The 25,048-nt window shown below is 61.4% G+C and carries 21 protein-coding genes; 15 read left to right on the forward strand and 6 right to left on the reverse strand.

Translation table 11 applies throughout. The features are described from left to right. Positions 1–20 precede the first annotated feature (20 nt). Positions 21–194, reverse strand: a complete 174-nt coding sequence (locus tag RT21_RS23525) for a hypothetical protein (protein WP_156155710.1) — start codon at positions 192–194, stop codon at positions 21–23. A gap of 298 nt (positions 195–492) precedes the next feature. On the opposite strand from RT21_RS23525, the gene RT21_RS02320 reads away from it, so the two are divergent. From RT21_RS02320 to RT21_RS02340, 5 genes are all read left to right on the forward strand, one after another. After that, positions 493–1,842 (forward strand): TolC family outer membrane protein, encoded by a 1,350-nt coding sequence (locus RT21_RS02320; RefSeq protein ID WP_046161466.1) that lies wholly within the window; start codon positions 493–495, stop codon positions 1,840–1,842. A 22-nt stretch (positions 1,843–1,864) separates the two neighbouring features. Next, on the forward strand, positions 1,865–4,036 hold the full coding sequence (locus RT21_RS02325) for a type I secretion system permease/ATPase (protein WP_046161467.1): 2,172 nt from the start codon (positions 1,865–1,867) through the stop codon (positions 4,034–4,036). Positions 4,037–4,040: 4 nt separating this feature from the next. Next, entirely contained in the window at positions 4,041–5,396 is a 1,356-nt protein-coding gene (locus RT21_RS02330; RefSeq protein ID WP_046161814.1) for an HlyD family type I secretion periplasmic adaptor subunit, read from the forward strand. Between the two features lie 103 nt (positions 5,397–5,499). Further along, on the forward strand, positions 5,500–6,234 hold the full coding sequence (gene ompR, locus RT21_RS02335) for an osmolarity response regulator transcription factor OmpR (protein ID WP_045423341.1): 735 nt from the start codon (positions 5,500–5,502) through the stop codon (positions 6,232–6,234). 237 nt (positions 6,235–6,471) lie between these two features. Further along, the gene (locus RT21_RS02340) at positions 6,472–7,791 is read left to right on the forward strand and encodes an ATP-binding protein (protein WP_045431486.1); all 1,320 of its coding nucleotides are present in this window, start codon (positions 6,472–6,474) and stop codon (positions 7,789–7,791) included. A 107-nt stretch (positions 7,792–7,898) separates the two neighbouring features. On the opposite strand, the gene rimK is transcribed toward RT21_RS02340, so the two are convergent. After that, the gene (rimK, locus tag RT21_RS02345; RefSeq protein WP_019340871.1) at positions 7,899–8,804 is read right to left on the reverse strand and encodes a 30S ribosomal protein S6--L-glutamate ligase; all 906 of its coding nucleotides are present in this window, start codon (positions 8,802–8,804) and stop codon (positions 7,899–7,901) included. After that, positions 8,801–9,268 carry a retropepsin-like aspartic endopeptidase RimB gene (locus tag RT21_RS02350; protein ID WP_045423343.1) on the reverse strand — a complete coding sequence of 156 codons (468 nt, stop codon included), beginning with the start codon at positions 9,266–9,268 and terminating at the stop codon, positions 8,801–8,803. Before RT21_RS02350 ends, rimK begins: the two co-directional genes overlap by 4 nt. A gap of 101 nt (positions 9,269–9,369) precedes the next feature. Here RT21_RS02350 and RT21_RS02355 point away from each other — a divergent pair, with 101 nt between their 5' ends. The 4 genes from RT21_RS02355 (at position 9,370) to RT21_RS02370 (ending at position 13,348) form a co-directional block, all read left to right on the forward strand. Then, positions 9,370–9,765 carry an RNA-binding S4 domain-containing protein gene (locus RT21_RS02355; protein WP_046161468.1) on the forward strand — a complete coding sequence of 132 codons (396 nt, stop codon included), beginning with the start codon at positions 9,370–9,372 and terminating at the stop codon, positions 9,763–9,765. Positions 9,766–9,899: 134 nt separating this feature from the next. Further along, positions 9,900–10,793 (forward strand): Hsp33 family molecular chaperone HslO, encoded by an 894-nt coding sequence (gene hslO / locus RT21_RS02360; RefSeq protein WP_371263595.1) that lies wholly within the window; start codon positions 9,900–9,902, stop codon positions 10,791–10,793. 155 nt (positions 10,794–10,948) lie between these two features. Continuing rightward, positions 10,949–12,490 (forward strand): phosphoenolpyruvate carboxykinase, encoded by a 1,542-nt coding sequence (locus RT21_RS02365; protein ID WP_045423348.1) that lies wholly within the window; start codon positions 10,949–10,951, stop codon positions 12,488–12,490. 255 nt (positions 12,491–12,745) lie between these two features. After that, positions 12,746–13,348, forward strand: coding sequence for a nitroreductase family protein (locus RT21_RS02370; protein ID WP_046161470.1), 603 nt, complete (start codon positions 12,746–12,748; stop codon positions 13,346–13,348). A gap of 87 nt (positions 13,349–13,435) precedes the next feature. Here the strand turns inward: RT21_RS02370 and RT21_RS02375 are convergent, their stop codons facing one another. Then, positions 13,436–13,684: a DUF2790 domain-containing protein gene (locus RT21_RS02375; protein WP_046161471.1), complete on the reverse strand. Its 249-nt coding sequence runs from the start codon at positions 13,682–13,684 to the stop codon at positions 13,436–13,438. A 314-nt stretch (positions 13,685–13,998) separates the two neighbouring features. Here RT21_RS02375 and RT21_RS02380 point away from each other — a divergent pair, with 314 nt between their 5' ends. After that, positions 13,999–15,924 carry a RecQ family ATP-dependent DNA helicase gene (locus tag RT21_RS02380; RefSeq protein WP_046161472.1) on the forward strand — a complete coding sequence of 642 codons (1,926 nt, stop codon included), beginning with the start codon at positions 13,999–14,001 and terminating at the stop codon, positions 15,922–15,924. 204 nt (positions 15,925–16,128) lie between these two features. Here RT21_RS02380 and RT21_RS02385 read toward each other — a convergent pair whose 3' ends face one another. Next, positions 16,129–18,150, reverse strand: coding sequence for a methyl-accepting chemotaxis protein (locus RT21_RS02385; RefSeq protein WP_046161815.1), 2,022 nt, complete (start codon positions 18,148–18,150; stop codon positions 16,129–16,131). A 358-nt stretch (positions 18,151–18,508) separates the two neighbouring features. On the opposite strand from RT21_RS02385, the gene RT21_RS02390 reads away from it, so the two are divergent. Then, entirely contained in the window at positions 18,509–20,143 is a 1,635-nt protein-coding gene (locus tag RT21_RS02390) for a methyl-accepting chemotaxis protein (RefSeq protein ID WP_046161473.1), read from the forward strand. 26 nt (positions 20,144–20,169) lie between these two features. Here the strand turns inward: RT21_RS02390 and RT21_RS02395 are convergent, their stop codons facing one another. After that, positions 20,170–20,364, reverse strand: coding sequence for a hypothetical protein (locus RT21_RS02395; RefSeq protein ID WP_046161474.1), 195 nt, complete (start codon positions 20,362–20,364; stop codon positions 20,170–20,172). A gap of 276 nt (positions 20,365–20,640) precedes the next feature. Here RT21_RS02395 and RT21_RS02400 point away from each other — a divergent pair, with 276 nt between their 5' ends. From RT21_RS02400 to RT21_RS02415, 4 genes are all read left to right on the forward strand, one after another. Next, positions 20,641–21,558: an aldo/keto reductase gene (locus tag RT21_RS02400; protein ID WP_046161475.1), complete on the forward strand. Its 918-nt coding sequence runs from the start codon at positions 20,641–20,643 to the stop codon at positions 21,556–21,558. A 34-nt stretch (positions 21,559–21,592) separates the two neighbouring features. Then, positions 21,593–22,900 carry an NTP/NDP exchange transporter gene (locus RT21_RS02405; protein WP_046161476.1) on the forward strand — a complete coding sequence of 436 codons (1,308 nt, stop codon included), beginning with the start codon at positions 21,593–21,595 and terminating at the stop codon, positions 22,898–22,900. Positions 22,901–23,075: 175 nt separating this feature from the next. Then, on the forward strand, positions 23,076–23,498 hold the full coding sequence (locus RT21_RS02410) for an HPF/RaiA family ribosome-associated protein (RefSeq protein WP_045423360.1): 423 nt from the start codon (positions 23,076–23,078) through the stop codon (positions 23,496–23,498). Between the two features lie 132 nt (positions 23,499–23,630). Further along, a complete protein-coding gene (locus tag RT21_RS02415; RefSeq protein WP_045423362.1) occupies positions 23,631–24,218 on the forward strand; it encodes a histidine phosphatase family protein in 588 nt (195 codons plus the stop codon). Positions 24,219–25,048 lie beyond the last annotated feature (830 nt).

Here is a 25,048-nt window from a genome sequence, read left to right on the forward strand (position 1 = left end):
ATGGGGAGGCCGCTACTTTTTCAACAGAATCCCCCATTTGGTAGCTCTAGCGTGACCGAGCCAGCTGCGTCCGTTTCCAGCCGGTCACCGGCGAAAACAACCTCGCCTTCGAAAACCTGTCGGCGAACGCCTTCTGCTGATACGGCGAATACCTGACCCGACAGGCTCTTAATAACAGCGTAGGCGTTGCTCATGACCGTTGCTCCGGAAGTGGGTGAGGCCATATCTGGGCGCTAATAGCAATTTCCAGACTAGCCGAGTCCATTCGACAAAAAAATGACGACGCGTAAACGCCGATAAACGGTAGGTCAAAGTCTTGACCCCCATAGTGTGATGTTAAACAATGCGCACAGTGATGTCACTGTGCTAGCACGGTAATTATTGACATCCATCTGCCGCTGTGACGTGAAGGGGTGTAACGGCTCGCCAAGGCCGCTGATGTCCGTTCCGCCTGGCCCTCCGTCAGCTGTTATTTCTTCGAAGGATCTCTCCATGAAACGCGCGCTCTTCATGCTCCCCCTGGCTGTTGCCCTGCCGTTCGCCACCCAGGCGCAGACTCTGCAAGAGGCGATGCGCAGCGCCTTGGAAGTACATCCTGAAATTCGCGCCGGTGTGAGCGCTCGGCTGGCCGCCGAAGAGGAGTTGCGCGCTGCCAAAGGTGGCTATATGCCCCGAGTCGATCTCGTCGGCGGTTATGGTAGGGAAGGAACCGACAATCCGAGTGGCCGCGCTGACGGTGGCCATGATTACGAGACGCTGACCCGCAGCGAGGCGCGGCTGAACGTCGAGCAGATGTTGTTCGACGGTTTCGCTACGTCCAGTGAGGTCAAGCGTAATCGTGCTGTAGTCAACTCGCGGGCGCTTGAGTTGCTGGGGAACTCCGAGCGCACCGCGCTCGAGGTAGCTCAAGTCTATCTGGACGTCTTGCGCCGTCAGGCGCTTGTTCGGTTGGCGGAGGATAATCTGCGCAGCCACGAGCGAATCTTTGACCAGATCAATCTGCGCAGTCAGCGCGGTGTAGGCCGCATGGCCGATCTGGACCAGGCTGAAGCGCGCCTGGCCCAGGCGAAGAACAACCTGCTGACTGAGCAGGCTAATCTGGCGGATGCGCGCGTCAACTTCATCAGCGTGGTGGGACAGGCCCCGGAGCAGCTGGATGCACCGGCGCCGATCGTTCCTGAGCTCCCGGATTCGTTCGAATTGGCCCGCGATAAAATGCTGGCGGACAACCCTCAACTTCGCTCTGCCGAGGCCGATATAAATGCCGCTGAGGCGCAGATGGCTGCCGCGAAGTCCGCGTTCTATCCGCGGTTTGCGCTCGAGTTGAGCACCGGTGCCAACGAAAACATCGATGGTGTACCTGGGCACGAGAACGAATGGCAAGCAATGGTGCGTATGCGCTACAACCTGTTCGCAGGTGGCAGTAACAAAGCTGAGTTACGCGCCCGCTCACATCAGGCCAACCAGGCGTTGGACATCCGCAACAACGCGCTGCGCCTGCTGACCGAAGAACTTGGTCTGGCTTGGAACGCCCTTTCCAATGCTCGCCAGCAGTTACCGATCGCACAGGACTACGTCGACCGCAGCGGCCGGGTGCGCGACTCCTATCAGCAGCAGTTCACGTTGGGCGACCGCACGTTGCTCGATCTGCTGGATAGTGAGAACGAGCTGTTCACTGCAGCACGTCGCCTTGAGGACGTCCGTTTCACCGAGGCGCTGACCCAGTACCGCATCAAGGCAGTGACCGGCTCACTTTTGCAAAGCCAGGGCGTCGTCGCGCCTATGGCTGCCGTGCCGATGGACCAGGTCCAGGCGCGGGTTCAATTGCCTGCAATGAACTAATGGGTGCCCCGGGGGGCCGGCTATGAGTCAGTTACATCAGTCGGCCGAAACGGGCCCTGAAATCACGCGTCATGATCCACGTGAGCGTTACGACGATCCGCTGCTCGACAGCCTGCTGTCGCTGTGTGCCTGCCATCAGAAACCTGCCAGCCGGGCGATTCTCTCGGCAGGCTTGCCACTTGCCAACCAACGCCTGACGGCCGAATTGCTGCCACGTGCTGCTGCTCGTGCGGGCTTGCGCGGCCGCTGGCTGCGCCGTGACCTTGGCCAGATTCCAGCGCTGGTCCTACCGGCTCTGCTACTGCTGCGCGACGGTCGTAGTGCGCTGCTGCTCGGGTGGGCAGGCGAGAGTCAGGCTCGGCTGATGCCGAGCGAGACCGAGGGCGGCGAGATCCTCGTAGACCGCGAATTGCTCGAGGAGGATTACTCCGGCCAGGCCTTCTTTGCGCAGCCACAACATAAGTTCGACCTTGACCAGGGCGAGCTCGTGCCGCGGGCGCGTCACTGGTTCCGTGACACGCTGAAGCGCTCACGCTGGCTCTATGCTGACGCGATTGCTGCGAGCTTCATGATCAGCCTGATAGGCCTGGTCACGCCTCTGTTCGTCATGAACGTCTACGACCGCGTCGTGCCAAACCAGGCCGAGGCAACCCTCTGGGTGTTAGCGATCGGCGTCGGCGGTGCGTTCGTCTTCGATCTGATCCTCAAGACACTACGAGGTTTCTGCCTGGATCTGGCCGGCAAAAAGACGGACTTGATAATTTCGGCAACGCTTTTCGAGCGCATCACTGGCATGCGCATGACTCACCGCCCGGCACGCGTCGGCACCTTTGCTCAGCACATTCATGAGTTTCAATCACTGCGTGAGTTTCTTGCCTCACTGACGCTGGCCAGCCTCATCGATTTGCCTTTCACGCTGCTGATCGTCGCCGTTATCGCTGTGATTGGTGGGCATCTGGCTTGGATTCCACTGATGGCGTTCCCGCTGGCGGCTGGCATCAGCCTGGCATTGCAACGGCCCCTCGCCGATACGCTCGAGCGCAGCATGGCGCTGTCGGCCGAGCGCCAATCAGGTCTGATCGAGACGCTCGGCGGGCTCGATGCAGTAAAGGTCAACAACGCAGAAAGTGAGCGGCAATACCTCTGGGAGCAGACCATCGGCACGCTCGGGCGTCTTGAGCTGCGTGCTCGGATGCTGTCCAGTCTGGCATTGAATTCGACCATGGCGCTCCAGCAACTAGCCGGCGTGGTAATAATCGTGCTTGGGGTGTACCAGATTATCGCTGGCCAGCTGAGCATGGGCGGACTGATCGCTTGCTACATGCTCAGCGGGCGGGCCCTGGGGCCGATGGGGCAGGTTGCCGGATTGTTGACCCGCTATCAGCAGGCCAAGGTCACCGTGCGTTCTGTCAACGAGATGATGGATTTGCCGCAGGAGCGTCAGGCGGGTGAGCGGCCGCTCAAGCGTGAAGCGCTACAGGGTGCAATCGAGTTTCGCCAGGTCAATTTCAACTACCCGGACCAACAGCAATCGGCGCTGACCCAGGTGAGTCTTTCGATCCGCCCGGGTGAGAAGGTCGGCATCATCGGTCGTAGCGGATCCGGCAAGAGTTCACTGGCCAAACTGATTGTTGGCCTGAACCAGCCAAGCGAGGGGAGCCTGCTGATCGACGGCGTCGATATGCGTCAGCTGGACGTCAGCGACCTTCGACATAACATCGGCTATGTGCCTCAGGACGTACAGCTGTTTGCCGGCACGCTGCGCGACAACCTCGTGATGGGCGCTCGCTACGTTGAAGACGAGCGGGTGCTGCAAGCTGCTGAGCGCGCAGGCGTACATGAATTTGCCCGGCTGCACCCCAAGGGTTACGAGTTGCAAGTCGGCGAACGCGGGCAGCAGCTCTCCGGGGGGCAGCGCCAGGCTGTTGTACTGGCGCGCGCATTGCTGCTCGACCCTCCGATCCTGTTGCTTGATGAGCCGACCAGTTCGCTCGACAACACCAGTGAGGACCGTCTCAAGCAGCAGATCGCGAGCGTAACAGCCAACAAGACTTTACTGCTGGTGACTCACCGCACCTCGATGCTGACGCTGGTGGATCGGCTGATCATCGTCGACCGTGGCCAGATCGTGGCAGACGGGCCTAAGCCGGTCATTCTCGAGGCTTTGAAGAAGGGGCAGATCCGTGTCAGCTAAGCGTCTGCCTGAGGTGCCGACCCTCGCCCGTGCTGGTTTTGGCGGTCTGTTCGGTGCGTCCGCTGAGCCCTTGCCCGAGGTCCGCAAGGCCCTGATCGAGGACGCGCCACGTATCGTGCGTTTGACGATTTGGGGGCTACTGGCGTTTCTGTTGTTTCTGCTGGTCTGGGCGCATTTCGCGATCGTCGACGAAGTGACTCGGGGCGAAGGCAAGGCCATCCCGTCCTCGCGGTTGCAGAAAATCCAGAACCTGGAAGGCGGCATCGTTGCAGAGCTTTATGCTCGCGAAGGACAGATCGTTGGTGTGGGTGACCCATTGCTGCGCCTGGATGACACCCGCTTCGCCTCGAACGTGGGCGAAACGGCTGCTGACAGCAATGCGTTGGCGTTGCGTGTCGAGCGGCTTACGGCCGAAGTCGAGGGTCGTGTGCCTTCGTTCCCCGAAGACATTGCGGCCCGGGCTCCGACCCAGGCGGCCAACGAATTGGCGCTGTTCAACAGCCGGCAGCAACAGCTGCGTGACGAGATCGGCGGGCTAGAAGAACAGCTCGTACAACGCCGCCAGGAGCTACGCGAGATGGCCTCCAAGCAGAGTCAGTTCCGCAATAGTCTGGCGCTGCTGCGCAAGGAAATTGAGATGTCCGAGCCGCTGGTGGGTTCCGGTGCGATCTCGCCGGTAGAGGTGTTACGCCTCAAGCGTGCCGAGGTGGAAAGCCTCGGTCAGTTAGATGCGACCACGCTCGCTATGCCGCGCGCTCAGGCCGCGATCAAGGAAATCGATAGCAAGATCGGTGAAGCACGCGGTCGTTATCGCAGTGAAGCGCTGACGCAGTTGAACGAGGCGCGCACCGACCTGACCAAACTGCAATCCACTGGTAAGGCGCTGGAGGATCGTGTGCGACGCACCTTGGTGACCTCACCCGTGCGTGGCGTGGTCAAGCAGCTACTTGTCAATACAGTTGGCGGCGTGATCCAGCCCGGTAGCGACATCATGGAAATCGTGCCGTTGGACGACACCCTGCTGATCGAGGCAAAGATTCGACCGCAAGACATCGCCTTTCTGCACCCCGGACAGGAAGCAGTGGTCAAGTTCACTGCTTATGACTACACCGTATACGGCGGCATGAAGGCACGCCTCGAGTACATCGGCGCTGACAGCGTCACGGACGATGAAGGTAACAGCTTCTTTCTTATCCATCTGCGCACGGACAAAAGCCACCTGGGCAGCGCCGAAAAGCCGCTACTGATCATTCCTGGGATGGTTGCCTCGGTGGACATAATTACCGGCAAGAAGAGCATTCTCAGCTATCTGCTCAAGCCGATTATCCGAGCACGTGCCGAGGCGCTACGCGAGCGCTAATCGTTCGGGCGCTGCTGGTCGTGGAAAAATCTGCTAACAATGGCTTGAGTTGCGCTGTCATCACTGTGCGCATAATGCGTTGACGATTTTTCCGGGAGTTTCCATGAGCAGCACTGCGCCCGCCAGCGAAGGCGAAAAGATCCTGATTGTTGACGACGATGCCCGTCTGCGGCGTCTGCTCGAGCGGTTTCTTGATGAGCAAGGCTATCGCGTGCGAACCGTGGAAAGCGCTGAGCAGATGGATCGGCTGCTCAGTCGCGAGCTGTTCCATCTGGTCGTACTGGACCTGATGATGCCGGGCGAAGACGGCCTGTCTGCGTGCAACCGGCTGCGTACCGGCGGCAACCAGATCCCGATCATCATGCTGACGGCCAAGGGTGACGAGGCCAGTCGCATTCAGGGGTTGGAGCAGGGCGCGGACGATTATCTGGCCAAGCCGTTCAATCCCCGTGAGCTGTTGGCGCGGATCCGCGCGGTGCTCCGCCGCCAGGCACCGCAGGTGCCAGGTGCGCCGGGCAGCGAAGATGAAACGGTGACCTTCGGTGATTACGAGCTGTTCCTCGGCACCCGTGAGCTGAAGAAAGGCGATCAGGTGCACATGCTCACCACCGGTGAATTCGCCGTGCTCAAGGCCTTGGTGCAACATGCGCGTGAGCCGCTGACCCGCGACAAGTTGATGAACCTGGCCCGTGGCCGTGAGTGGGATGCGCTGGAGCGCTCCATCGATGTGCAGATTTCCCGCTTGCGCCGGCTCATCGAGCCGGATCCGTCCAAGCCGCGCTATATCCAGACCGTCTGGGGCGTCGGCTACGTGTTCGTCCCTGATGGCAACAAATAGGAGCCGGTTCATGCTCCCTGCGAACCCGATAGGGATGCAATGCTTTTCTCAGGCTGCATCATTGGATGGCTTACGGATTACGAAGTGAGCCATCAGCCTCGTAGGGTGGGCTTTAGCCCACCACCCTTGTTCGACTCGGTTGGCTAAAGCGGAGCAGCTTCCGACCCAGTCTTCACTGTGAAATCCCACATCGCTGGCCTCTTGGTTCAGCCTCCCGCGGTCAAAATCGGCTTGTTTATGAAAACCCCGCTCTGGTTCCCGCAAAGCTTCTTCGCTCGCACCCTGTGGATGGTGCTGATCGTGGTCCTGTTCTCCAAGGTATTGATGCTCGTGTACCTGATGATGAACGAGGACGTCATGGTCGATCGCCAATACAGCCATGGTGCGGCGTTAACCTTGCGTGCCTACTGGGCAGCTGACGAGGAAAACCGCGAACGCATCGCAGAGGCGGCCGGCTTGCAGCGGGTTACGATGGACGATGTACCGCCCAGTGAATATCACTGGCCTTACACGGAAATCTTCCAGCGGCAGATGCAGGCCGAACTCGGTGTTGAAACCGATGTGCGGGTGCGTATTCAGCCTGACACAGCCATCTGGGTCCGCGCGCCTAGCCTAGGGCCGGACTGGTTGCGGGTGCCGTTGTACGCATACCCGTTGCGCGGTCAGCGGATCTGGAGCGTGCTCGGCTGGTTTCTCGGCATTGGGCTGCTGTCCACGGCCGCCGCGTGGATCTTTGTCAGCCAGCTCAACCTGCCGCTCAAACGCTTGGTCTATGCGGCCCGGCAGATCGGCAAGGGGCGTAGCGTGCGGTTGCCCATCAGCGACACGCCGAGTGAGATGACCGAGGTTTATCGCGCGTTCAACCAGATGGCAGAGGACGTCGAACAGGCTGGCCGCGAGCGGGAGCTGATGCTCGCTGGCGTATCGCACGACTTGCGCACGCCGCTGACGCGCTTGCGGTTGTCCCTCGAACTGATGTCCAGCGACGCCGAGCTGACCGAGGACATGGTTCGCGATATCGAGGACATGAACGCGATTCTCGACCAGTTCCTCGCCTTCGTTCGCGATGGCAGCGACGAGCCGGTGGAAAGCGTCGACCTGGGCGAGCTGGTGCGTGAAGTCGTGGCGCCCTACAACCAGTACGGAGAAACCGTTCGCCTCTGTGTCGAGCCGATGCCGCAATTGGCGTTACGACGAGTTTCGATCAAACGACTGCTGGTGAACCTGATTGAAAATGCGCTGCGTTATGGCGGCCATGGTGTCGAAGTGGCCGCCCATGTTTCGGGCGACAGCAATGCACCCTATGTCGTCCTCAGCGTGCTTGACCGGGGCACGGGCATCGATCCCCGGGAGCTCGGCGAAATATTCAACCCGTTCATCCGCGGCGACAAGGCACGTGGCGGGCAGGGCGCCGGGCTGGGGCTGGCGATCGTCAAGCGGATCGCTTCGCAACATGGTGGTGTGATCGAGTTACGCAACCGCGAAGGCGGCGGGCTCGAGGCGCGGGTGAGCCTGCCGTTGGGGTTGTTGCTGCCGAGGGATGCGGTGAAGCAGTAGGGTGGCCGTAGGCTTCGGTTCCCTACTGTCGAGCCGGTACTTGCAGGCCGCGTAAGTCTCTCGATTAGCGAATCCGGCAGCTGCGATTCCCGGTCTCCAGCGTTCGCTTAGCCCTTTCCCTTCGTCCTCGTCAGATGCGGGCCAGCGTTCTTTTCCAGGTATTGGATGATCAGCCCGGCGACGTCCTTGCCAGTGGTTTCCTCGATCCCGGCCAGACCTGGAGATGAGTTCACCTCCATCACCAGCGGGCCATGGTTGGAGCGCAGGATATCGACGCCCGCCACGCTCAAGCCCATCACCTTGGCCGCGCGGATCGCGGTCATGCGCTCTTCCGGCGTGATCTTGATCAGGCTGGCGGTGCCGCCGCGGTGCAGATTGGAGCGGAATTCGCCAGGCTTGGCCTGACGCTTCATCGCGGCGATGACCTTGTCGCCAACCACGAAGCAGCGAATGTCCGCGCCGCCGGCCTCCTTGATGTATTCCTGCACCATGATGTCCTGCTTGAGGCCCATGAAGGCCTCGATCACGGACTCGGCGGCGGTGGCGGTTTCGCACATGACCACGCCGATACCCTGGGTGCCTTCGAGCACCTTGATCACCAGTGGCGCGCCGTTGACCATCTGAATAAGGTCGGCGATATCGTCTGGCGAGTGGGCAAAGCCGGTCACTGGCAGGCCGATACCCCGGCGCGACAGCAACTGCAGCGAGCGCAGCTTGTCCCTCGAGCGGGCAATGGCTACCGATTCATTCAGCGGAAACACGCCCTGCATTTCGAACTGGCGCAGCACCGCGCAGCCATAAAAGGTAACCGAGGCGCCGATCCGCGGGATCACCGCATCGAAGCCTTCCAGTGGGCGGCCGCGATAATGAATCTGTGGTTTGTGGCTGGCGATGTTCATGTACGCGCGCAGGGTGTCGATGACGACCACCTCATGGCCACGTTGCTGGCCGGCCTCAACCAGACGGCGGGTCGAATACAGGCGTGGGTTGCGCGACAGCACGGCGATTTTCATGGGGCACCGGAAAGAGTGAGAGTCTGGGGTTTTTCCTGCACGTAGGTGCGGGCAGGGTCGACCAGCCATTTGCCGTCCATCAGGGCTTTTGACCCCAGCAGTAAGCGATAGCGCATGGTCTTGCGACAGGTAAGGGTGAATTCGACGGGCCACAGGTGGTCGCCCAGCGCCAATAGCGTACGCACCACGTAGCGGGTCTGTACGTGTCCGTTGGAGCTTTTGATGATCTTGCGCGCCACCAGCGGCGCTTCGCAGCGGTGGCGACTCTGCACCAGCGTCCCCAGGTGCGCCGTAAAACGGACCCAGCGTTCACCATTGCGCTTGAATTCGCTGATGTCGGTCGCATGTAAGGCGGAGGTGCTAGCGCCGGTATCGATCTTCGCGCGCAGGCCGACCACACCGAGCTCAGGCAAGGCGATCCATTCGCGCAAACCGATGATTGTTTGGAGGTCGGGACTGTTCAAAAGCGTATCCGGTAAATTTCCGCGCATTCTAGACAGGCTGCATGACAACCGCATCTCCCTGTTCCAACCTATGACAACGAGACGCTAGGCAGAGTTGAACGATGAGTGAGAAAGACGACGGCAAAGTCCGTCTGGACAAATGGCTGTGGGCGGCGCGTTTCTTCAAGACGCGCGCCTTGGCCAAAGCGGCCATCGAAGGCGGCAAGGTGCACTGCAAGGGCGAGCGTTGCAAGCCGAGCAAGGAACCCAAACTCGGCGAGGAGCTGGTGATTCGTGCCGGCTATGATGAGCGCACCGTGGTGATCAGGGCGTTGTCGGCCGTGCGCAAGGGCGCACCGGAGGCTCAGCTACTGTATGAGGAGACCGCCGAAAGCCTGGTTCGCCGGGAGAACGCTGCGGCCATGCGCAAGGCCGGCAGCCTGGGTGTGGAAACCGATGGCAAGCCAAGCAAAAAACAGCGTCGCGCGTTGCAGCGGTTTCATTCGGACGCGGGTTGAGTGCCGCTGGTTGGATGGTCGCCACTTTCGACCTAGAATGCGGTCCCTTCTTCTAGGTGCCGCACCATCGCCGAGACGTGCCACGTCCCGCCATTTATGACGGCCCCGAACGCCCACCTGCTCTGGTCATGCCCATGCTCGATTCCGATTACACCCAACGCTTTCTTTTCGATGACACCGACGTACGCGGCGAATGGGTCGGGCTCGAGCGCAGCTATGCGGAGGTCCTGGCCAAGCATGCATATCCTGAACAGGTTGCGCAGTTGCTCGGCGAACTGCTCGCGGCGGCGGCGCTGTTGGTCGGCACGCTGAAATTCGATGGGTTGATGGTGTTGCAGGCACGCTCGTCTGGTGCGGTGCCGTTGTTGATGGTCGAGTGCTCCAGCGATCGAGAGGTGCGCGGCATTGCTCGCTATGACGAGGCGCTGCTGGCCCCCGGCGCGACCCTGTCGGAACTGATGCCCGATGGCGTTATGGCGATGACCATCGACCCTGCCAACGGGCAGCGCTATCAGGGCATTGTTGCGCTGGACGGCGTGACCTTGGCGGACAGCCTGTCGAGCTATTTCGCCTCCTCCGAGCAACTGCCGACGCGCTTCTGGCTAGCCGCTGATGGCCGCCGTGCTTGCGGGATGTTGTTGCAGCAGCTGCCAGCTGATCGCATCCGTGACGGCGAAGAGCGCGAAGCCAGCTGGCAGCACCTGCGCACCCTGGCCGATACCCTGTCGACCGAAGAGTTGCTGGGGCTCGATACCCAGACCATCCTGCATCGTCTTTATCATGAAGAGCAGGTTCGGCTGTTCGACCCGCGGCCGATCGTGTTCCGCTGCAGCTGCTCGCGTGAACGCTCGGCCAATGCAGTCGTCAGTCTCGGCCAGCACGACGCCGAACTGCTGCTGACGGAGCAGGGCGGGGCCATCACCATCGATTGCCAGTTTTGCAATCATAGCTACCGCTTCGACGCGGCCGACATCGCCCAGCTTTTTGCCGGTGCGGGAACGGAAGGTCCATCCGGCACGCGGCATTAAAGGGTTTCCGGGCCTAGGAACCTTTTCGCCATCACGCCCTCATACCCAGCGCAGCGTCATTTCTGTCATAATCGCGCGCACTTTTTTTCGGTGTAGTCCACTACTCTGTGGGCTACAAAGCATGGAGGAATCGGCCCAGGGCCGACGGGAAACTCATGACGCAAGCCACTAACGCCGTATACATCGACATCAGCACCGCTCAACTGGTCGAAGAAGCCATCAAGCGCGGTGAAGGTGAATTGGCCGCCACTGGCGCGCTCGTCGTGAAAACCGGCCACCGGACCGGTCGTTCGCCAGCTGACCGCTATATAGTCGAGGAGCCCAGCACCCGGGCCTCCATTGCCTGGGGGCCGATCAACCGTCCGTTCCCGGCCGACAAGTTCGACGCGCTGTGGGATCGCGTCGAGGCGTTCAACCGCGACCAGGACTTCTTCGTTTCTCACGTGCATGTTGGCTCCGCCGAGGATCACTACCTGCCGGTCAAGATGACCACCGCCACCGCTTGGCAGAACCTGTTCGGTCGCCAACTGTTCATCAACCCGGAAACCTACAACCCGGCCGGCAAGGAGGAGTGGAAGGTACTCAACGTGGCGAACTTCGAGTGCGTGCCCGAACGTGACGGCACCAATTCCGATGGCTGCGTAATCATCAACTTCGCTGCCAAGAAAGTGCTGATCGCCGGTATGCGCTACGCCGGTGAGATGAAGAAGGCCATGTTCTCGGTGCAGAACTTCCTGCTGCCGGAAAAAGACGTACTGCCGATGCACTGCGCCGCCAACATTGGCGACGATGGCGACGTGACGCTGTTCTTCGGTCTCTCCGGCACTGGCAAGACCACTTTGTCGGCAGACGAATCGCGTCATCTGATCGGCGATGACGAGCACGGCTGGGGCACCGGCGTGGTGTTCAACATCGAAGGCGGCTGCTACGCCAAATGCATCGACCTCTCCGAGAAGAACGAGCCGGTGATCTGGAAAGCCATCCAGTTCGGCACCGTGCTGGAAAACGTTGTACTGAACGGCGAGCGCGCCGCCGACTACACCGATGACAGCCTGACCCAGAACAGCCGCGCCGCCTACCCGCTGGAATACGTCGAGAAGCGTTCCGAGAAGAACCTGGGCGGCGAGCCGAACGCAGTAATCTTCCTGACTTGCGACCTGACCGGTGTTCTGCCTCCGGTTTCGATCCTCAATGAAGAGCAGGCGGCTTACCACTTCCTGTCCGGCTACACCGCCCTGGTGGGCTCCACCGAAATGGGTTCGGGCAGCGGCATCAAGTCGACCTTCTCCACCTGCTTCGGCGCGCCGTTCTTCCCACGGCCGGCCGGTGTCTATGCCGAGCTGCTGATCAAGCGCATCCAGGCGTTCGGCTCCAAGGTCTATCTGGTCAACACCGGCTGGACTGGTGGTGGCTACGGCGTCGGCAAGCGTTTCAACATTCCGACCACTCGTGCCGTGATCGCTGCGATCCAGAGCGGTGCGTTGGTCGGTGCCGAAACCGAGCATCTGCCGATCATCAACCTCGACGTGCCGAAGGCCGTCGCTGGTGTCGACACCCAGCTGCTTAACCCACGCAACACTTGGTCCGATGCCAATGCCTACGACGAGGCCGCGAAGGAGCTGGCGAACAAGTTCGTCGAGAACTTCAAGAAGTTCGACGTCTCTGACGCCATCAAGGCCGCTGGCCCGCAGCTCTAAGCTGTAGCGCCGAGCCATGGAAAAAGCCGCCTTAGGGCGGCTTTTTCGTGGGCGTCTTTCTGCCAGTTCGGTATGGCCGATGGCTTCAGTCGGCCTCGGCGGGGTTGGCTGCGAACGCTGCGGCCCCTAACTGCGAGGCATTACCCGAACCCTTCATCGGTTCGGTTGATAACTTCCATCAACCAACATGGATGGATTCGATGCATGTTGGCGCATAGCATAACGGCCACGTTTAAACCCGATTGGAGCCACACCATGCAGATCGAAGAAGCCATCCAGACCCGCCGCGCCGTCAAGGCCTACGACGCCAGCTTTGAGCTCAGCCGCGAAGAGAAGGACGACTTGTTGCAGCTGGCACTGCTCGCGCCGTCAGCTTTCAACCTGCAGCACGTGCGCTTCGTTGAGGTGAGTGATCCGCAACTGCGCGCGCAGATTCGCGAGGTGGGCTGGAACCAGGCGCAGATGACCGATGCCTCGATGTTGGTGGTGGTCTGCGCTCAGGTCGATAGTTGGGAAAAGAATGTCCGCCGCGTCTGGGACGGTGCTCCGGCCGAAGTGCAGGACTACATGGCAGGCGCCATCGACAACTACTACCGCGACAAGCCCCAAGTACAGCGTGACGAAGCCATGCGCAGCTGCGGCCTGATGGCCCAAACGCTGATGCTTGCTGCACGTGGAAAGGGCCTGGATTCCTGCCCGATGGATGGCTTCGACTTCGACGCCGTGGCTAAGCTGATCAACCTGCCGGACAACCATGTGATCGCGATGATGGTCGCGGTGGGCAAGCGGGCTGCCGATCCTAAGCCACGTATTGGCAAGCTGCCGCTTGAGGAAGTGGTCATCCGCAATCGTTTCTGATCGTCTCGGACAAGCTTACGTCTGATGCGAAGCGCGCCGATCGGCCTGAAGGCGGATCGGCGTCTGCCAGTTCGGAACTGTAGCTGGTCAGTTCTGGTTCTTGCAGCTGTCGGCAAGCGTTCGGTAGGCGAGCCTACGGACTTCTCCGGCAAAATCCCGATAAGTCATGACGGCATCTGTCACCTCGCAATAGGGTGTCGGCTCGATCTTGATGGAAAGCACCGAGGCAATATCGAGTCGGGAGCCGTAGGTGTAAGGTTCGGGATCGGCGCTGTCGGCATGGGCAAGCGAGGCGGCCGAGAGGAGTACGGCAGCAGTAGCAAGGGTAACGCGCATGGCAGGAAATCCTGTATCTGGTTCGTAGGTCCGTTCCTGTTCGCGGGCGGGATCACCGGATCCAGCGGCGCTTATGCTTGTTTTTCAGGAGCCCGGCCATCTTAAATTTGCTAGCGTGCTAACGATAATTGCCGATTCCAATCCAGCCGATTGACCGAATAACCTGGCCGTTTCGCTTGTTGTCTGTTCTGCCCTGCTCGTAGGGCCGGCTCGATGCGCTTTCCAGACGGCTGACCGTTACCCTCCCGCCGCTTTGCAGTACCGTCTCCCTCCTTTTGCTACCCTCCGGCCTCCAGTCAAAGGAGTGACTCAGCATGATCGAACAGACGCTTAAACAGACATTCGGCTATGACGGCTTCCGTCCCGGCCAGGAGCAGGCCATCCGCGCCGTGGTGGCCGGGCGCTCGGCCGCCGCTATCTTTCCCACCGGGTCGGGCAAGTCCTTGTGTTATCAGCTGCCGGCGCTGCTGTTGCCGCATCTCACTTTGGTCGTCTCGCCGCTGCTGGCGTTGATGCAGGACCAGCTGGCGTTCCTGCACAGGCACGGCATCGCCGCAGCCAGCATCGACTCGGCGCAGAGCCGCGAGCAGGCGAGCGAAACTATGGCCCGCGCCAAGTCCGGTGAACTGAAGATCCTGATGATTTCGGTGGAGCGGCTGAAGAACGAGCGTTTCCGTAACTTCATCAGCCAGGTGCCGATCTCGCTGCTGGTCGTCGATGAAGCGCACTGCATTTCCGAGTGGGGGCACAACTTCCGTCCGGATTACCTCAAGCTTCCCGACTATCAGCGCCAGTTCAGTATTCCCCAGGTCCTGCTGCTGACCGCGACGGCGACGCCACCGGTGATCGCCGACATGCAGGCCAAATTCTCGATTGCCGCGGACGACGTGGTGACGACCGGTTTTTACCGGCCCAATCTCAATCTGTTGGTCGAACCGGTCAGCGGCTTCAACAAGCAGCGCCGGCTGGTGGAATGGCTAGAGGACAAGGCTGGGCAGCCCACCATCGTCTACGTCACCCAGCAGAAGACCGCCGAGCAGGTCGCCGAGCATCTGGCGCAGCGCGGCTTTCCGGCCAGCGCTTATCACGCCGGCATGGCGCATGAGGCGCGTGAGTCGATCCAGCGGCGCTTCATGGCTGGCGAATTGAATTACATCGTCGCCACCATTGCCTTCGGCATGGGTATCGACAAGGCGGACATCCGCAACGTGGTGCACTACGACTTGCCCAAGTCGGTGGAGAATTACAGCCAGGAGATCGGCCGGGCTGGACGTGACGGACAGCCCTCCGACTGCCTGGTGCTGGCCAATCGCGACAGCCTCAGCGTGCTTCAGAACTTCGTCTATGGCGACACGCCGGAGCGCGAGGGCATCCGCTGCGTGCTCGACGAGCTGTTGCAATCCGGCGCGGGCGGGCAGTGGGAGCTGATGCTCAACCAGCTGTCGGACCAGAGCAACATCCGCCAGTTGCCGCTGAAGACCTTGCTGGTACAGCTGGAGCTGCGCGGCATCATCGCGCCACGTTTCGCTTATTTCGCCGAGTACCGCTTCAAGTACCTGCTCGAACCTGAGGTGCTGGTGGCGAAATTCGAAGGCGAGCGGCGCCAGTTCGTCGAGGCCATCGTGCACACCTCGGCGCGGGCAAGGACCTGGTGCACGCTGGATTTCGATGCGCTCTATCAGCAGCACGGCGCCGACCGCGCGCGGGTGGTCAAGGCGCTGGAGTACTTCCAGGAAAAGGGCTGGATCGAGCTGGAGAGCAAGCAGATGACCGACGTCTATGCGCTGCTCGATCCAGACTTCGACGCAGAGAGCTTGAGCATCGAACTGCATGAATACTTCAAGCAGCACGAAGCGAGCGAGATCACCCGCATCGACAACATGCTGGCGCTGTTCGAATCCAGCGAATGCCTGAGTCAGCGGTTGGCGGCCTATTTCGGCGATCAGCAGGCGCCGCAAAAGTGTGGCCATTGCTCGGTCTGTCGCGGGCAGGTTGCGCAACTGCCGGAACCGCCGACAATGGCGCCGCTGGAACAGGTTGACCTGGCCGCCCGTTGCGCCGAATTCAGTCAGCGCTTCGCGCAGCTGAAGGGCGGTACGCCCAGCGCCGAGTGCCTGACGCGCTTTCTCTGCGGCATCAGCGTGCCGGTGTTCACCAAGCTCAAGGCGCGCCAGATCTCCGGTTTCGCCTCGCTGGAGGCTTATCCCTACGCCGAGGTTCGCGCGCGCTTGACGCGTTAGGGTCTGTTGACGTTTCGTTCGCGGCCGTGCAGGCCCGAAGGGTTGCGCGTCAAATGGCGCCATGCGGCGTTGCGGGACTTGGCAAGGGAACAACCATTACCTGCGTCCCGCGCCTTGCGGAGCGCCGCCCGGCCTGGCGCCATTTGACGCAGCAACGCGGCTCGCGACAAAACGTCAACAGACCCTGGCCATCGGCGAACAGCCTCAGCGCGCGGTCAGGCCAATCAGCCGGTCGGCGACACCCTTGGTCTGGCGTGAGGTGCCGGCGGTGAGGTTGCTCGAATTTTCCAGCGCATCGAGCAGCCCGGTCAGCGAGCCGACACCGGCCGACTGGGTCTCGATATGCTGCGCCACTGCGCGAATCTCGCTGGCCAGGCGGTCGATGTCGGTGCCGATTTCCTCGGCGTTCTTGCCGGTGATCTCGGCCAGCTTGCGCACCTCGTCAGCGACCACCGCGAACCCGCGGCCTTGCTCGCCGGCGCGCGCTGCCTCGATCGCCGCGTTGAGCGCCAGCAGGTTGGTCTGCCCGGCGATTTGCTGAATGGTCTGCACCACGGATTGGATGCGCTGGCTCGACTGCGCCAGATCGCGGGCGCTGCTGACCACCTCGTCGGCCTGGTGAACCATCTGCTTGACCGAGCTGCCAGCCTGTTCGATGACCGTGCCCTGCTGGTTGATGTTCAGCGTCAGGTCGTCCATCGACCCGTGCAGCTCGTTGGCGCACTGGCTCAGCTGCTCGGACATGGACTGCCGCTCATGGTCGGCCTGGGACAGCACCTGGCCAAGGTCGGCCAGGCCGCGGAACACCGGGCGGATGTGCTCGTCGAGGCCGTTAATGTCCACCGCGCTGCTGTAGTCCTGGCGCTTGAACTGTTCGATCTGCTTGACCACCACCTGGCTCAGGCCGGTCAGCTTCTTGATCTGCCGGCGCAGGAAGAACGCCTTGAACTCGCCGTGGTAGGCAATGAAGTTGTCGGTGTACTCGTCGTGGAACTCTTCCTTGCCGTTGGTGCGGAAGAAGAATACCGCGGTTAGGGTCTGGTTGAGGTTGAGGCCAAGGATCTCGCCGAAGGTCGAGTAACCCGCCACGGGAACGTCATCGAATACTGGGTCCATGCCGCCCAGTGCCTGCTCGTTGTTCAGCCGGCGCAGGATGCAGTCATTGAGGATGCCCACCAATGGCTTTCCTGGCTTGTTCTGCATGAACTTCTGGTAGTCGCGGCGGGTGGTTTCGGCCAGCGGCGTGCGCTTGACCATGATCAGCTCCTCACCGGGCGCGACGTCGCAGAACAGGTGCACGCGCTCGTTGGCGAAGTCGATCTGCGAGATCGAGCGGACGAACACTTCCTCGCCGACGCGGATGGCGAAGGAGTAGTCCGAGAGCCGCTGCTCCAGCTCCTGCGGCGCGCATTTGAGCGCCTCGCACAGGGCCTGGACCATGGTGCGGATGTTGCCGCGTGAGTCGACCACCTGGCTGATGTAGCGGTCCTCCAGGGAGGCGCTGAGTACGCTCAGGCTGAGTGGCGTCGGCTCGAAATTCTGGCTCTTGAACACGCCGAAGCGCACGTCCGGCGCGCATTTGAGGAAGACGATCAGCGCATGGTTCTGGTAGCTGCGCTTGCCGTCGTGCAGCTGGGTCTTCTGGAAATCCAGCTTGCCACCGGCCGAGCCGCCGACGAACAGGCAGGGAAAGCGCCCGGACTCGTACAGCGCTTCCATGAAGAAGGATTCAGACGCGGAGAGACCATCGAAGAAAATGTTTGCCAAGGTGTCGCGGTAATCGATCTTCATCGACACCTGCACACGCTTGATCGACGCCGTAAGGCGCGCGATGCGTTCGCCCATCGACAGCCGCTGACCCCCGCCGCGGATGTCCTCGCACTCCAGCGGCACACGGACGATCTCGGCAGCGGCGATGACGCTGGCGTCGAACAGCTGCAACACCACCCGATCCCATTGCGCGCCGGTCGCACAATAAAGCCGCTGGCCTTCGCTGGACAGCTCGCCCGCCGTGGTACACAGGCTGATCGTTGCGTTCGGAAAGCGCTGCGATACCTGCCGAGCCACCTCATCAAGATTTACATGCGGCGAGACGAAGCCGGCAATGTAGGTCGGGTTGAAGCGCAGGGCGGCGAGCTGCTGTGAGAGCTGCTGAGCCGAGCAGAGCAAGCTTGCCGTTCCGTTGGTTTGCGTGTGGCCTGGCTTGAATCGGGAGAGCGTAAACATGGGCATTACTCGCGCTTGGTAGGACGAAGCGGAACATCGGCCCGCTCCCGCACCGGTCGAAACGCTGATCGGCTGTCTTGGTTATCGGCTTCGGCAGGGTCGCCTGCAGACGGCTAGGCGGTGTCACCGTCCGACACGTTATCGGTCGCCGGCGGAAAGATCGCCATGCAACCTTGGCATTCATCCGAAAGTACCGGTGGGTGCCGGTGGCACGCCTCCGGCAATGCCGGGCCGTCTGTCTCGCGGGTTGACCTGGCTCAACGGAACGTTGCGGTTGCTGTGCAATGGTCGACGGGTGACCTGTTGCCGCACCCATTGCGGCCGATAGCCATGGATAAGCCTGCCAAGGAGCACTGTAATGCCCCGCCTTTTCGTCGATCTCGGATTCCGCTGGAAAATCACCCTGCCCATCGCGGCGCTCGCCATCCTGCTGGTGCTGATGGGAGTCTTTGGCATACGCGGCATCGAGCGCGTCGCCGGTTCCAGCGAGCAGCTCGCGTCGCGGCATCTGCCTGCCATCAGCCTGCTGCTCAATGCCGACCGCGACCTCTACCAAGCCTTCGTCGCCGAGCGCAGCCTGCTCGACAGCGATGCGGGGGATCACCTCGATGCACTTAAGGCCAGCCACGCGGAAAATCTTCAACAGGCCTACGACCGGGTGCAGAAATATGCAGCGATGCAGCCGGGGCCTGAGGCCATGGCGCTGGTCGAGCAATTCAACCGCGGGTTCGCCCAATGGTCGGCGGTGTCGCAGCGGGTCATCGAGCAGATCGATCTCGACCCGCAGGCGGCCAGCACGTTGAGCTTCGGCGACAGCGAGGCACGCTTCGACAGCATGCGTGACGCCATCGACCAGCTCGGCAACCTGGAGGATGAAGCTGCCTACGCGATCGGCGCGGCGGCGATCGCCGAGGGCGCGAGCACCGAGACGCAACAGGGCACGCTGCTGGTGATCGGCTTGCTGGGCTGCGTGCTGCTGGTGCTCGGCCTGCCGCTGGTGGTGCTCAAGCCGCTGCGTCGGCTGCTCGATCGTGTGCAGCAGATCGCCGAAGGCGACGGCGATCTGCGCGCTCGCCTGGACGTTCGCTCGGCTGACGAGCTGGGCCAGCTCGGTAATGCGTTCAATCGCTTTCTCGACAAGCTGCAACCATTGATCGCCGAAGTCGGTCGGGTGACGGCGGAAGTCGATACGGCTGCACGTGACATGGCCCGGATGGCAGCGACCAATGATCAATTGATCAACAGCGAGCACGCCGCAGTGGACCAGGTCAGCACGGCGGCCACGGAAATGAGCGCTGCGGTACACGAGGTCGCGCTGAATGCACAGAACGCCTCGGATGCGGCACGCGATGCGCAACAACAATCAAGCCAGGGCGCTGCCGTGGTCAGCAGTACCGTCCAGTCGATCCGTCAGCTGGCTCAGGAAGTGGAAAGCACCTCGAAAACTATTGAGGCACTGGCTGAGGAGACCGCCAGCATCGGTGCGGTGCTTGAAGTGATTCGCGGTATTGCCGAGCAGACCAACCTGCTGGCGCTGAATGCCGCCATCGAGGCCGCCCGTGCCGGCGAGCAGGGTCGTGGTTTCGCCGTGGTGGCGGACGAGGTGCGAGCGTTGGCGGGCCGTACTCAGGATTCGACTAAGGACATTCAGCTACGCATCGAGCGGTTGCAGGGGGGCGTCGCCAAGGCCGTGCAGGCGATGCATGCCGGCAGTAGCAAGGCGCGCGACAGCGTAGAACGGGCTGCTGGGGTCGATCAGGTGCTGGCGGATACGACGCAGTCGGTTCAGCGCATCAATGACATGGCGGCGCAGATTGCCACGGCCTGTGAGGAGCAGAGCAGCGTCACCGAGGAGATTGCCCGCAACATCAGCGATATCCGAGATCTATCTGATGATGCGGCCGCCAATTCATCGAAAAGCATGCAGGCCAGTCAGCAATTGTCGGGGCTGTCGCAGAGTCTGGCTGCCCTGGTGGGACGTTTCCAGGTCTGACCGCTCCCGTGGTTCGTGGCGATCGGCTAGCCGGGGCCGCGTGCGCCCCAGAGTAGCTTGCCCAGCCCGGCGTCGTCCGGTAACAGCAACAGACTGAGCAGAAACACCAGCAGCAGCCCCAGGGCATAGGCCAGGCTGATCAGGCGCTGTCTCCTGCGGCGCTGTTTCAGTGGCGCTGCGTTGGTCGGTTGCCCGCTGGGGCGTGAAGGGGTTGGGTGCATCGTTCTCTCGATAGGAAGCAAGCCGCAGCTATGGGTCGAGCTGAGCCGGTGCTTGCCAGTTTGGCGCGGCGAAGTAGAACTTAAATGAAAGCATAATGCCACTACTGCGCGGCCGAGCCGATGGGCTGCCTGTTCGTGCAAGCTGCGCATCTTCGGCGGTCTGCTCTCACTTCGCTGTCACATACAGAAAAGCTCTGGTCATCGGATCTACCGGTGCGTCGTGCGGCGTCGACCATACTCAACGTCGCCGCCACCGCCCGACCCGGAGACCCGCTCATGCAGACTCGCCGCCAGCTGCTCCATCGTTCCGCCCTGTTAGCCACTGTTGCCACCCTCGGGCCGCTGTTGCCATTGCTGGGAAGAGCCGCCGAAGCGTTGCGAGTGCGGCCAATCCCTGCCTCCGGCGAATTGCTTCCGGTGATCGGGCTGGGCACCTCGCGTACGCATGACATCCGTGTCGACGACCCTGACATGCAGGCCTTGCTGGATGTGCTGCGAGTCTTCGTCGAAGGCGGCGCAAAGGTGATCGATACCGCGCCGAGCTACGGCAATGCCGATCGCGTGGTGGGCGAGCTGATCCAGCGTCGTGACGTGCGTGATCAGGTTTTCCTCGCGACCAAGGTCTCCGCCACTGGCCGTGAGCGTGGTCTGGCACAGATCGAGAAGAGTTTCGAGACGCTGCAGACCGACATGATCGACCTGATTCAAGTGCACAACCTGCAGGACACGCGTACCCAACTGGGCTTGTTGCGCGAGCTCAAGGAACAGGGGCGCATCCGTTATATCGGCGTGACGCACTATGTCGAATCCGCCCATGATCGGTTGCTCGAGGTGCTCAAGCAGGAGCCGGTCGACTTCGTTCAGTTCAACTATTCGGTCAGCGAGCGCAACGCTGAAAAGCGATTGCTGCCGTATTGCGCTGATAACGGCATTGCCACGCTAATCAACCGGCCTTTTACCCGCGGCAACCTGCTCTCGCGGGTCAAGCGCAAGCCACTGCCGACCTGGGCGTCGGATGTCGATGCCAGTTCCTGGGCACAGCTGTTGCTCAAGTTCATTCTCGCTGAGCCGGCGGTGACCACCGTGATTCCCGCCACCTCCAATCCGCGTTACATGGCCGACAACATCATGGCCGGGCAGGGTCGGTTACCGGACGCGCGCCAGCGAGAAATGATTGTCGAAGCCTTTCAATGAAGACGGTTGGAGAGGCTTCAGCGGAGGCTTATTAATGAAGCCGCTCGCTGCGCGCGCAGCAGTTACGATCAATGCCCGTCCCGGTGAGCTGAGTGCGGCACTGGCTGGGTTCGGCCTTTTCTTCTGCCTGTTCTCCGGCTACTTCATGCTGCGACCGATTCGTGAGTCCATGGGGATTCAGGGGGGCGTCGACAACCTGCAATGGCTGTTCACCGCGACTTTTTTTTCCATGCTGTTCGCCGTGCCGCTGTTCGCCTGGCTCAACTCGCGGGTGGCGCGCATCCATTACATCGACTGGGTGTACGGCTTCTTCTGCAGCAACCTGTTGCTGTTCGCCACGCTGTTCTTCCTGCTCGACGACAGCGTCTGGCTGGCACGGGTGTTTTATGTGTGGATCTCGGTCTACAACCTGTTCGTGGTGTCGGTGGCGTGGAGTCTGATGGCCGATGTGTTCGACGCGCCTCAGGCACGGCGCCTGTTTGCCTTCATCGCCGCTGGTGCCAGTGTCGGCGGGCTGGTCGGGCCAGCCATGAGCGCCTTGCTGGTGGGCGTGCTTGGCCAGTTTGGGCTGATGTTGTTGGCAGCGCTGCTGCTGGCGGCTGCGGTGGTGATCAAGCATTACCTGATGGATTGGCGCGAGGTGTTGGGCGCGGGTAGGCCCGGCGCGGAACACGCCGAAAGTCCAAAACGGCCGGTGGCGGGCAATCCGTTCAGTGGCCTGACAAGGGTGCTCGGTTCGGGCTACCTGCTGGGGATTGCAGCTTTTGTGCTACTGCTGACCACCGCCAGTACCTTCCTCTATTTCGAGCAGGCGCGGTTGGTAGCCGAGCTGTTTCCCGACCGCGCCGAGCAGGTGCGAGTCTTCGGTGCAATCGACTTCGTGGTGCAGGCTGGCGCGTTGCTGTCGCAGCTGTTCATTACCGGGCGCATCGCCCAGCGTCTAGGGGTCAGAGTGCTGCTCACGGCGGTACCGGCGCTGGTCTGCCTGGGTTTCATCGGACTGGCGCTGGCGCCGAGCTTTGCTGTGCTGGCGACGGTGATGATCGTGCGCCGCGTCGGCGAATATGCCTTTGTCCGCCCGGGTCGGGAGATGCTTTTCGCACCGCTGGATGCCGAGAGCAAATACAAGGCGAAGAATTTCATCGATACGGTGGTTTATCGCGGTGGTGATGCTCTGAGCGGCTGGGCCAAAGCCCTGCTCGACAGCTTCGGCCACGGTGTCTGGCTGGTTGCCCTGGTCGGCGCGGTGAGTGCGGCGGTATGGGGTGCGGTGGGATGGCGGCTCGGTGCGCAGGCCGATCAGGCGAACCGGGGGCGAATAACATCAGTTACAGAGGCGTAGCGGCTGATGATCAGGAGCGCGAGACGCCGCATGTGCCCGGCGCGCCGCTTCACTGACCTGCGTCAGGCGAGGCCAACCAACGTCTGGCGACAATTCATACAGACGAAGCCGCTGAACCTCGGCGGTACAGACGCCTCGAACCCTAGTAGGTACGTCATCAATCAGGAGTAGTCGTATGCATGTCCAAGTCAACAGCCACCACATCCCCGGCAGCGTCGAGCTGCATGAATGGGTCGGTTCGACCGTAGAGGAGCGGCTGGAGCGCTTCGACGATTTCCTCACTCGCATCGAAGTGCACGTCAGCGACGAGAATGCACAAAAGGCTGGCGCTGATGACAAGCGCTGCCAGATAGAAGCGCGCCCTAAGGGGCATCAAGCCGTGTCGGTCACCCACAAAGCCGAGTCGTTGCAGCTTGCGGTCGATGGGGCTGTCGAGAAGATGCGTCATGCGCTTGAACACCTGATGGGCAAGCTGGATACCAAGGTGCTCTCAGGGGGTGAGATCAATGATCCGCTGCTTGATGAACAACCGCAGGCAGTCAAGGATGCGATGCTCGAAGAAGATTTCCTGGAAAAACAGGAAGCCCTCGATAAGTAAGGCGTCCGGCCCTGGTCTTCTGCCAGGGCCTTCCCACCCGTATCCGCATCGGCCCCGTTATCTTTTGTACAGCCCGGAACCGGCTTTGCCGTTACGTTTCGAATAAGTATCGTCCCGTCTGGTAGCCCCGTCATGCAGATCATCCTGGTGCGTCATGGGCGGCCTGACCACAGTGCCGACCCGTGGAGCACGCCGGCCGGCATGAAGGATTGGGTCGAGCGTTACAACGCCGCCAGTGTCGTCGCTGGTGAGCGGCCCGAATCCCTGCTGCGACTCGCCGATGCGGCCGGTACCGTGGTTTGCAGCTCGCTGATGCGCTGCGTGGAGTCGCGCGAGCACCTGAACTGCCGATGCCTGCACCAGCCCGACCCGTTGTTCGCCGAGGCCCACCTGCCTTATCCCAACTGGGCATATCCGTTGATGCCTTCGCGTGTCTGGCGCATCACTTTTCGGACAGCCTGGTTTCTCGGTTTCGCGCGTCACACCGAACCGGTCAGCGAATCAAAGCGACGGGCCAGTGCGGCTGCAGACAAGCTCATCGAACTGGCAGAAACCCATGGCAGCGTGTTGTTGATGGGGCACAAGATCATGAATGCGCTAATCGCCACGCAGCTGCGACGCCGCGGTTGGCACGGACCGCCGCTACCACTGCTGTCGGGTTACTGGCATCCGAGTCGATACCGCAAGTCGGCCTCGAGTTGCGAAACCGAAAGCCGATAGGAGTAATGCTGGCAAAACGTAGGCTATAGGGCGGTTCTCGAAGCGACCCATTGCTTACAGGCAGACCACAGCTAAATCAGCGTGTTGATCGATGCGTTAAGCTGAGAGATAGCTGCTATTCAGCGCTTTTTTGCAGTATTAACCGCGACAATTAGTGCAGTTGTCGGATCTGGCCGGGCTGCTCCGCAATGGCTTCGGTGTCCGATCGTTTACGCAGCAATAGCGAAAGGCTTACAACAACCTGCGCAGATCGCCGCTTCAGCTTCGGGGCTGAAGTAATTAATCTATGCCCACTCTGAAGCGCAGGATGCGCTCAGGATCAGGACGATCGACCATGGCCAGGAAGGCGCTCGAACGGATTCGGAAAGGTCAGAAAAAACCCGCTTCGGCGGGTTTTTGCTTTTCTGCACCCCGCCCAGGGGGCGCCGGCTGGCTTGATCAGGAGGCGGTTTCGATGGAGGAAGGGGCAAGCCCTATCGCGTAGCCCGTATCCGAAAGATACGCCGCATGCAGCGAGGCCACGCTAGCTGGTTAAAGCTACGACCAATAGGCTGTGCCGAGGCATGCATTCGAGGCAGGCCTATCGGTCCGGCGCTCGATATGAGCGAGCACTGATGCCATGCACAGGCTCCGGCGCGACAATTCTTAGGCTGACCTGCGCGCCGTTCGGGCTAAACGACTCGCTTGGCGCGCGATCCGCCCGGTCGTCGAACGCGCCTACAGCGCAACGGTAGGGGTGGCGTGGGTTTCGACGAATCTGAAGGCCCTTTTTAGCGTGCGGCTCTGGTCATGTCTCAAGCTGATCCAGGGTCCTGGCTTACATCCGGCGC

Source organism: Pseudomonas sp. 10B238, from assembly GCF_000970615.1.
GTDB lineage: Bacteria > Pseudomonadota > Gammaproteobacteria > Pseudomonadales > Pseudomonadaceae > Stutzerimonas.

Excerpts from the sequence above, each read along its gene's own strand:
- RT21_RS23525 (WP_156155710.1), bottom strand. The coding sequence starts at position 194 with ATGAGCAACGCCTACGCTGTTATTAAGAGCCTGTCGGGTCAGGTATTC.
- RT21_RS02320 (WP_046161466.1), top strand. The coding sequence starts at position 493 with ATGAAACGCGCGCTCTTCATGCTCCCCCTGGCTGTTGCCCTGCCGTTC.
- RT21_RS02325 (WP_046161467.1), top strand. The coding sequence starts at position 1,865 with ATGAGTCAGTTACATCAGTCGGCCGAAACGGGCCCTGAAATCACGCGT.
- ompR (WP_045423341.1), top strand. The coding sequence starts at position 5,500 with ATGAGCAGCACTGCGCCCGCCAGCGAAGGCGAAAAGATCCTGATTGTT.
- RT21_RS02340 (WP_045431486.1), top strand. The coding sequence starts at position 6,472 with ATGAAAACCCCGCTCTGGTTCCCGCAAAGCTTCTTCGCTCGCACCCTG.
- rimK (WP_019340871.1), bottom strand. The coding sequence starts at position 8,804 with ATGAAAATCGCCGTGCTGTCGCGCAACCCACGCCTGTATTCGACCCGC.
- RT21_RS02355 (WP_046161468.1), top strand. The coding sequence starts at position 9,370 with ATGAGTGAGAAAGACGACGGCAAAGTCCGTCTGGACAAATGGCTGTGG.
- hslO (WP_371263595.1), top strand. The coding sequence starts at position 9,900 with ATGCTCGATTCCGATTACACCCAACGCTTTCTTTTCGATGACACCGAC.
- RT21_RS02365 (WP_045423348.1), top strand. The coding sequence starts at position 10,949 with ATGACGCAAGCCACTAACGCCGTATACATCGACATCAGCACCGCTCAA.
- RT21_RS02370 (WP_046161470.1), top strand. The coding sequence starts at position 12,746 with ATGCAGATCGAAGAAGCCATCCAGACCCGCCGCGCCGTCAAGGCCTAC.
- RT21_RS02375 (WP_046161471.1), bottom strand. The coding sequence starts at position 13,684 with ATGCGCGTTACCCTTGCTACTGCTGCCGTACTCCTCTCGGCCGCCTCG.
- RT21_RS02380 (WP_046161472.1), top strand. The coding sequence starts at position 13,999 with ATGATCGAACAGACGCTTAAACAGACATTCGGCTATGACGGCTTCCGT.
- RT21_RS02385 (WP_046161815.1), bottom strand. The coding sequence starts at position 18,150 with ATGTTTACGCTCTCCCGATTCAAGCCAGGCCACACGCAAACCAACGGA.
- RT21_RS02390 (WP_046161473.1), top strand. The coding sequence starts at position 18,509 with ATGCCCCGCCTTTTCGTCGATCTCGGATTCCGCTGGAAAATCACCCTG.
- RT21_RS02395 (WP_046161474.1), bottom strand. The coding sequence starts at position 20,364 with ATGCACCCAACCCCTTCACGCCCCAGCGGGCAACCGACCAACGCAGCG.
- RT21_RS02400 (WP_046161475.1), top strand. The coding sequence starts at position 20,641 with ATGCAGACTCGCCGCCAGCTGCTCCATCGTTCCGCCCTGTTAGCCACT.
- RT21_RS02405 (WP_046161476.1), top strand. The coding sequence starts at position 21,593 with ATGAAGCCGCTCGCTGCGCGCGCAGCAGTTACGATCAATGCCCGTCCC.
- RT21_RS02410 (WP_045423360.1), top strand. The coding sequence starts at position 23,076 with ATGCATGTCCAAGTCAACAGCCACCACATCCCCGGCAGCGTCGAGCTG.
- RT21_RS02415 (WP_045423362.1), top strand. The coding sequence starts at position 23,631 with ATGCAGATCATCCTGGTGCGTCATGGGCGGCCTGACCACAGTGCCGAC.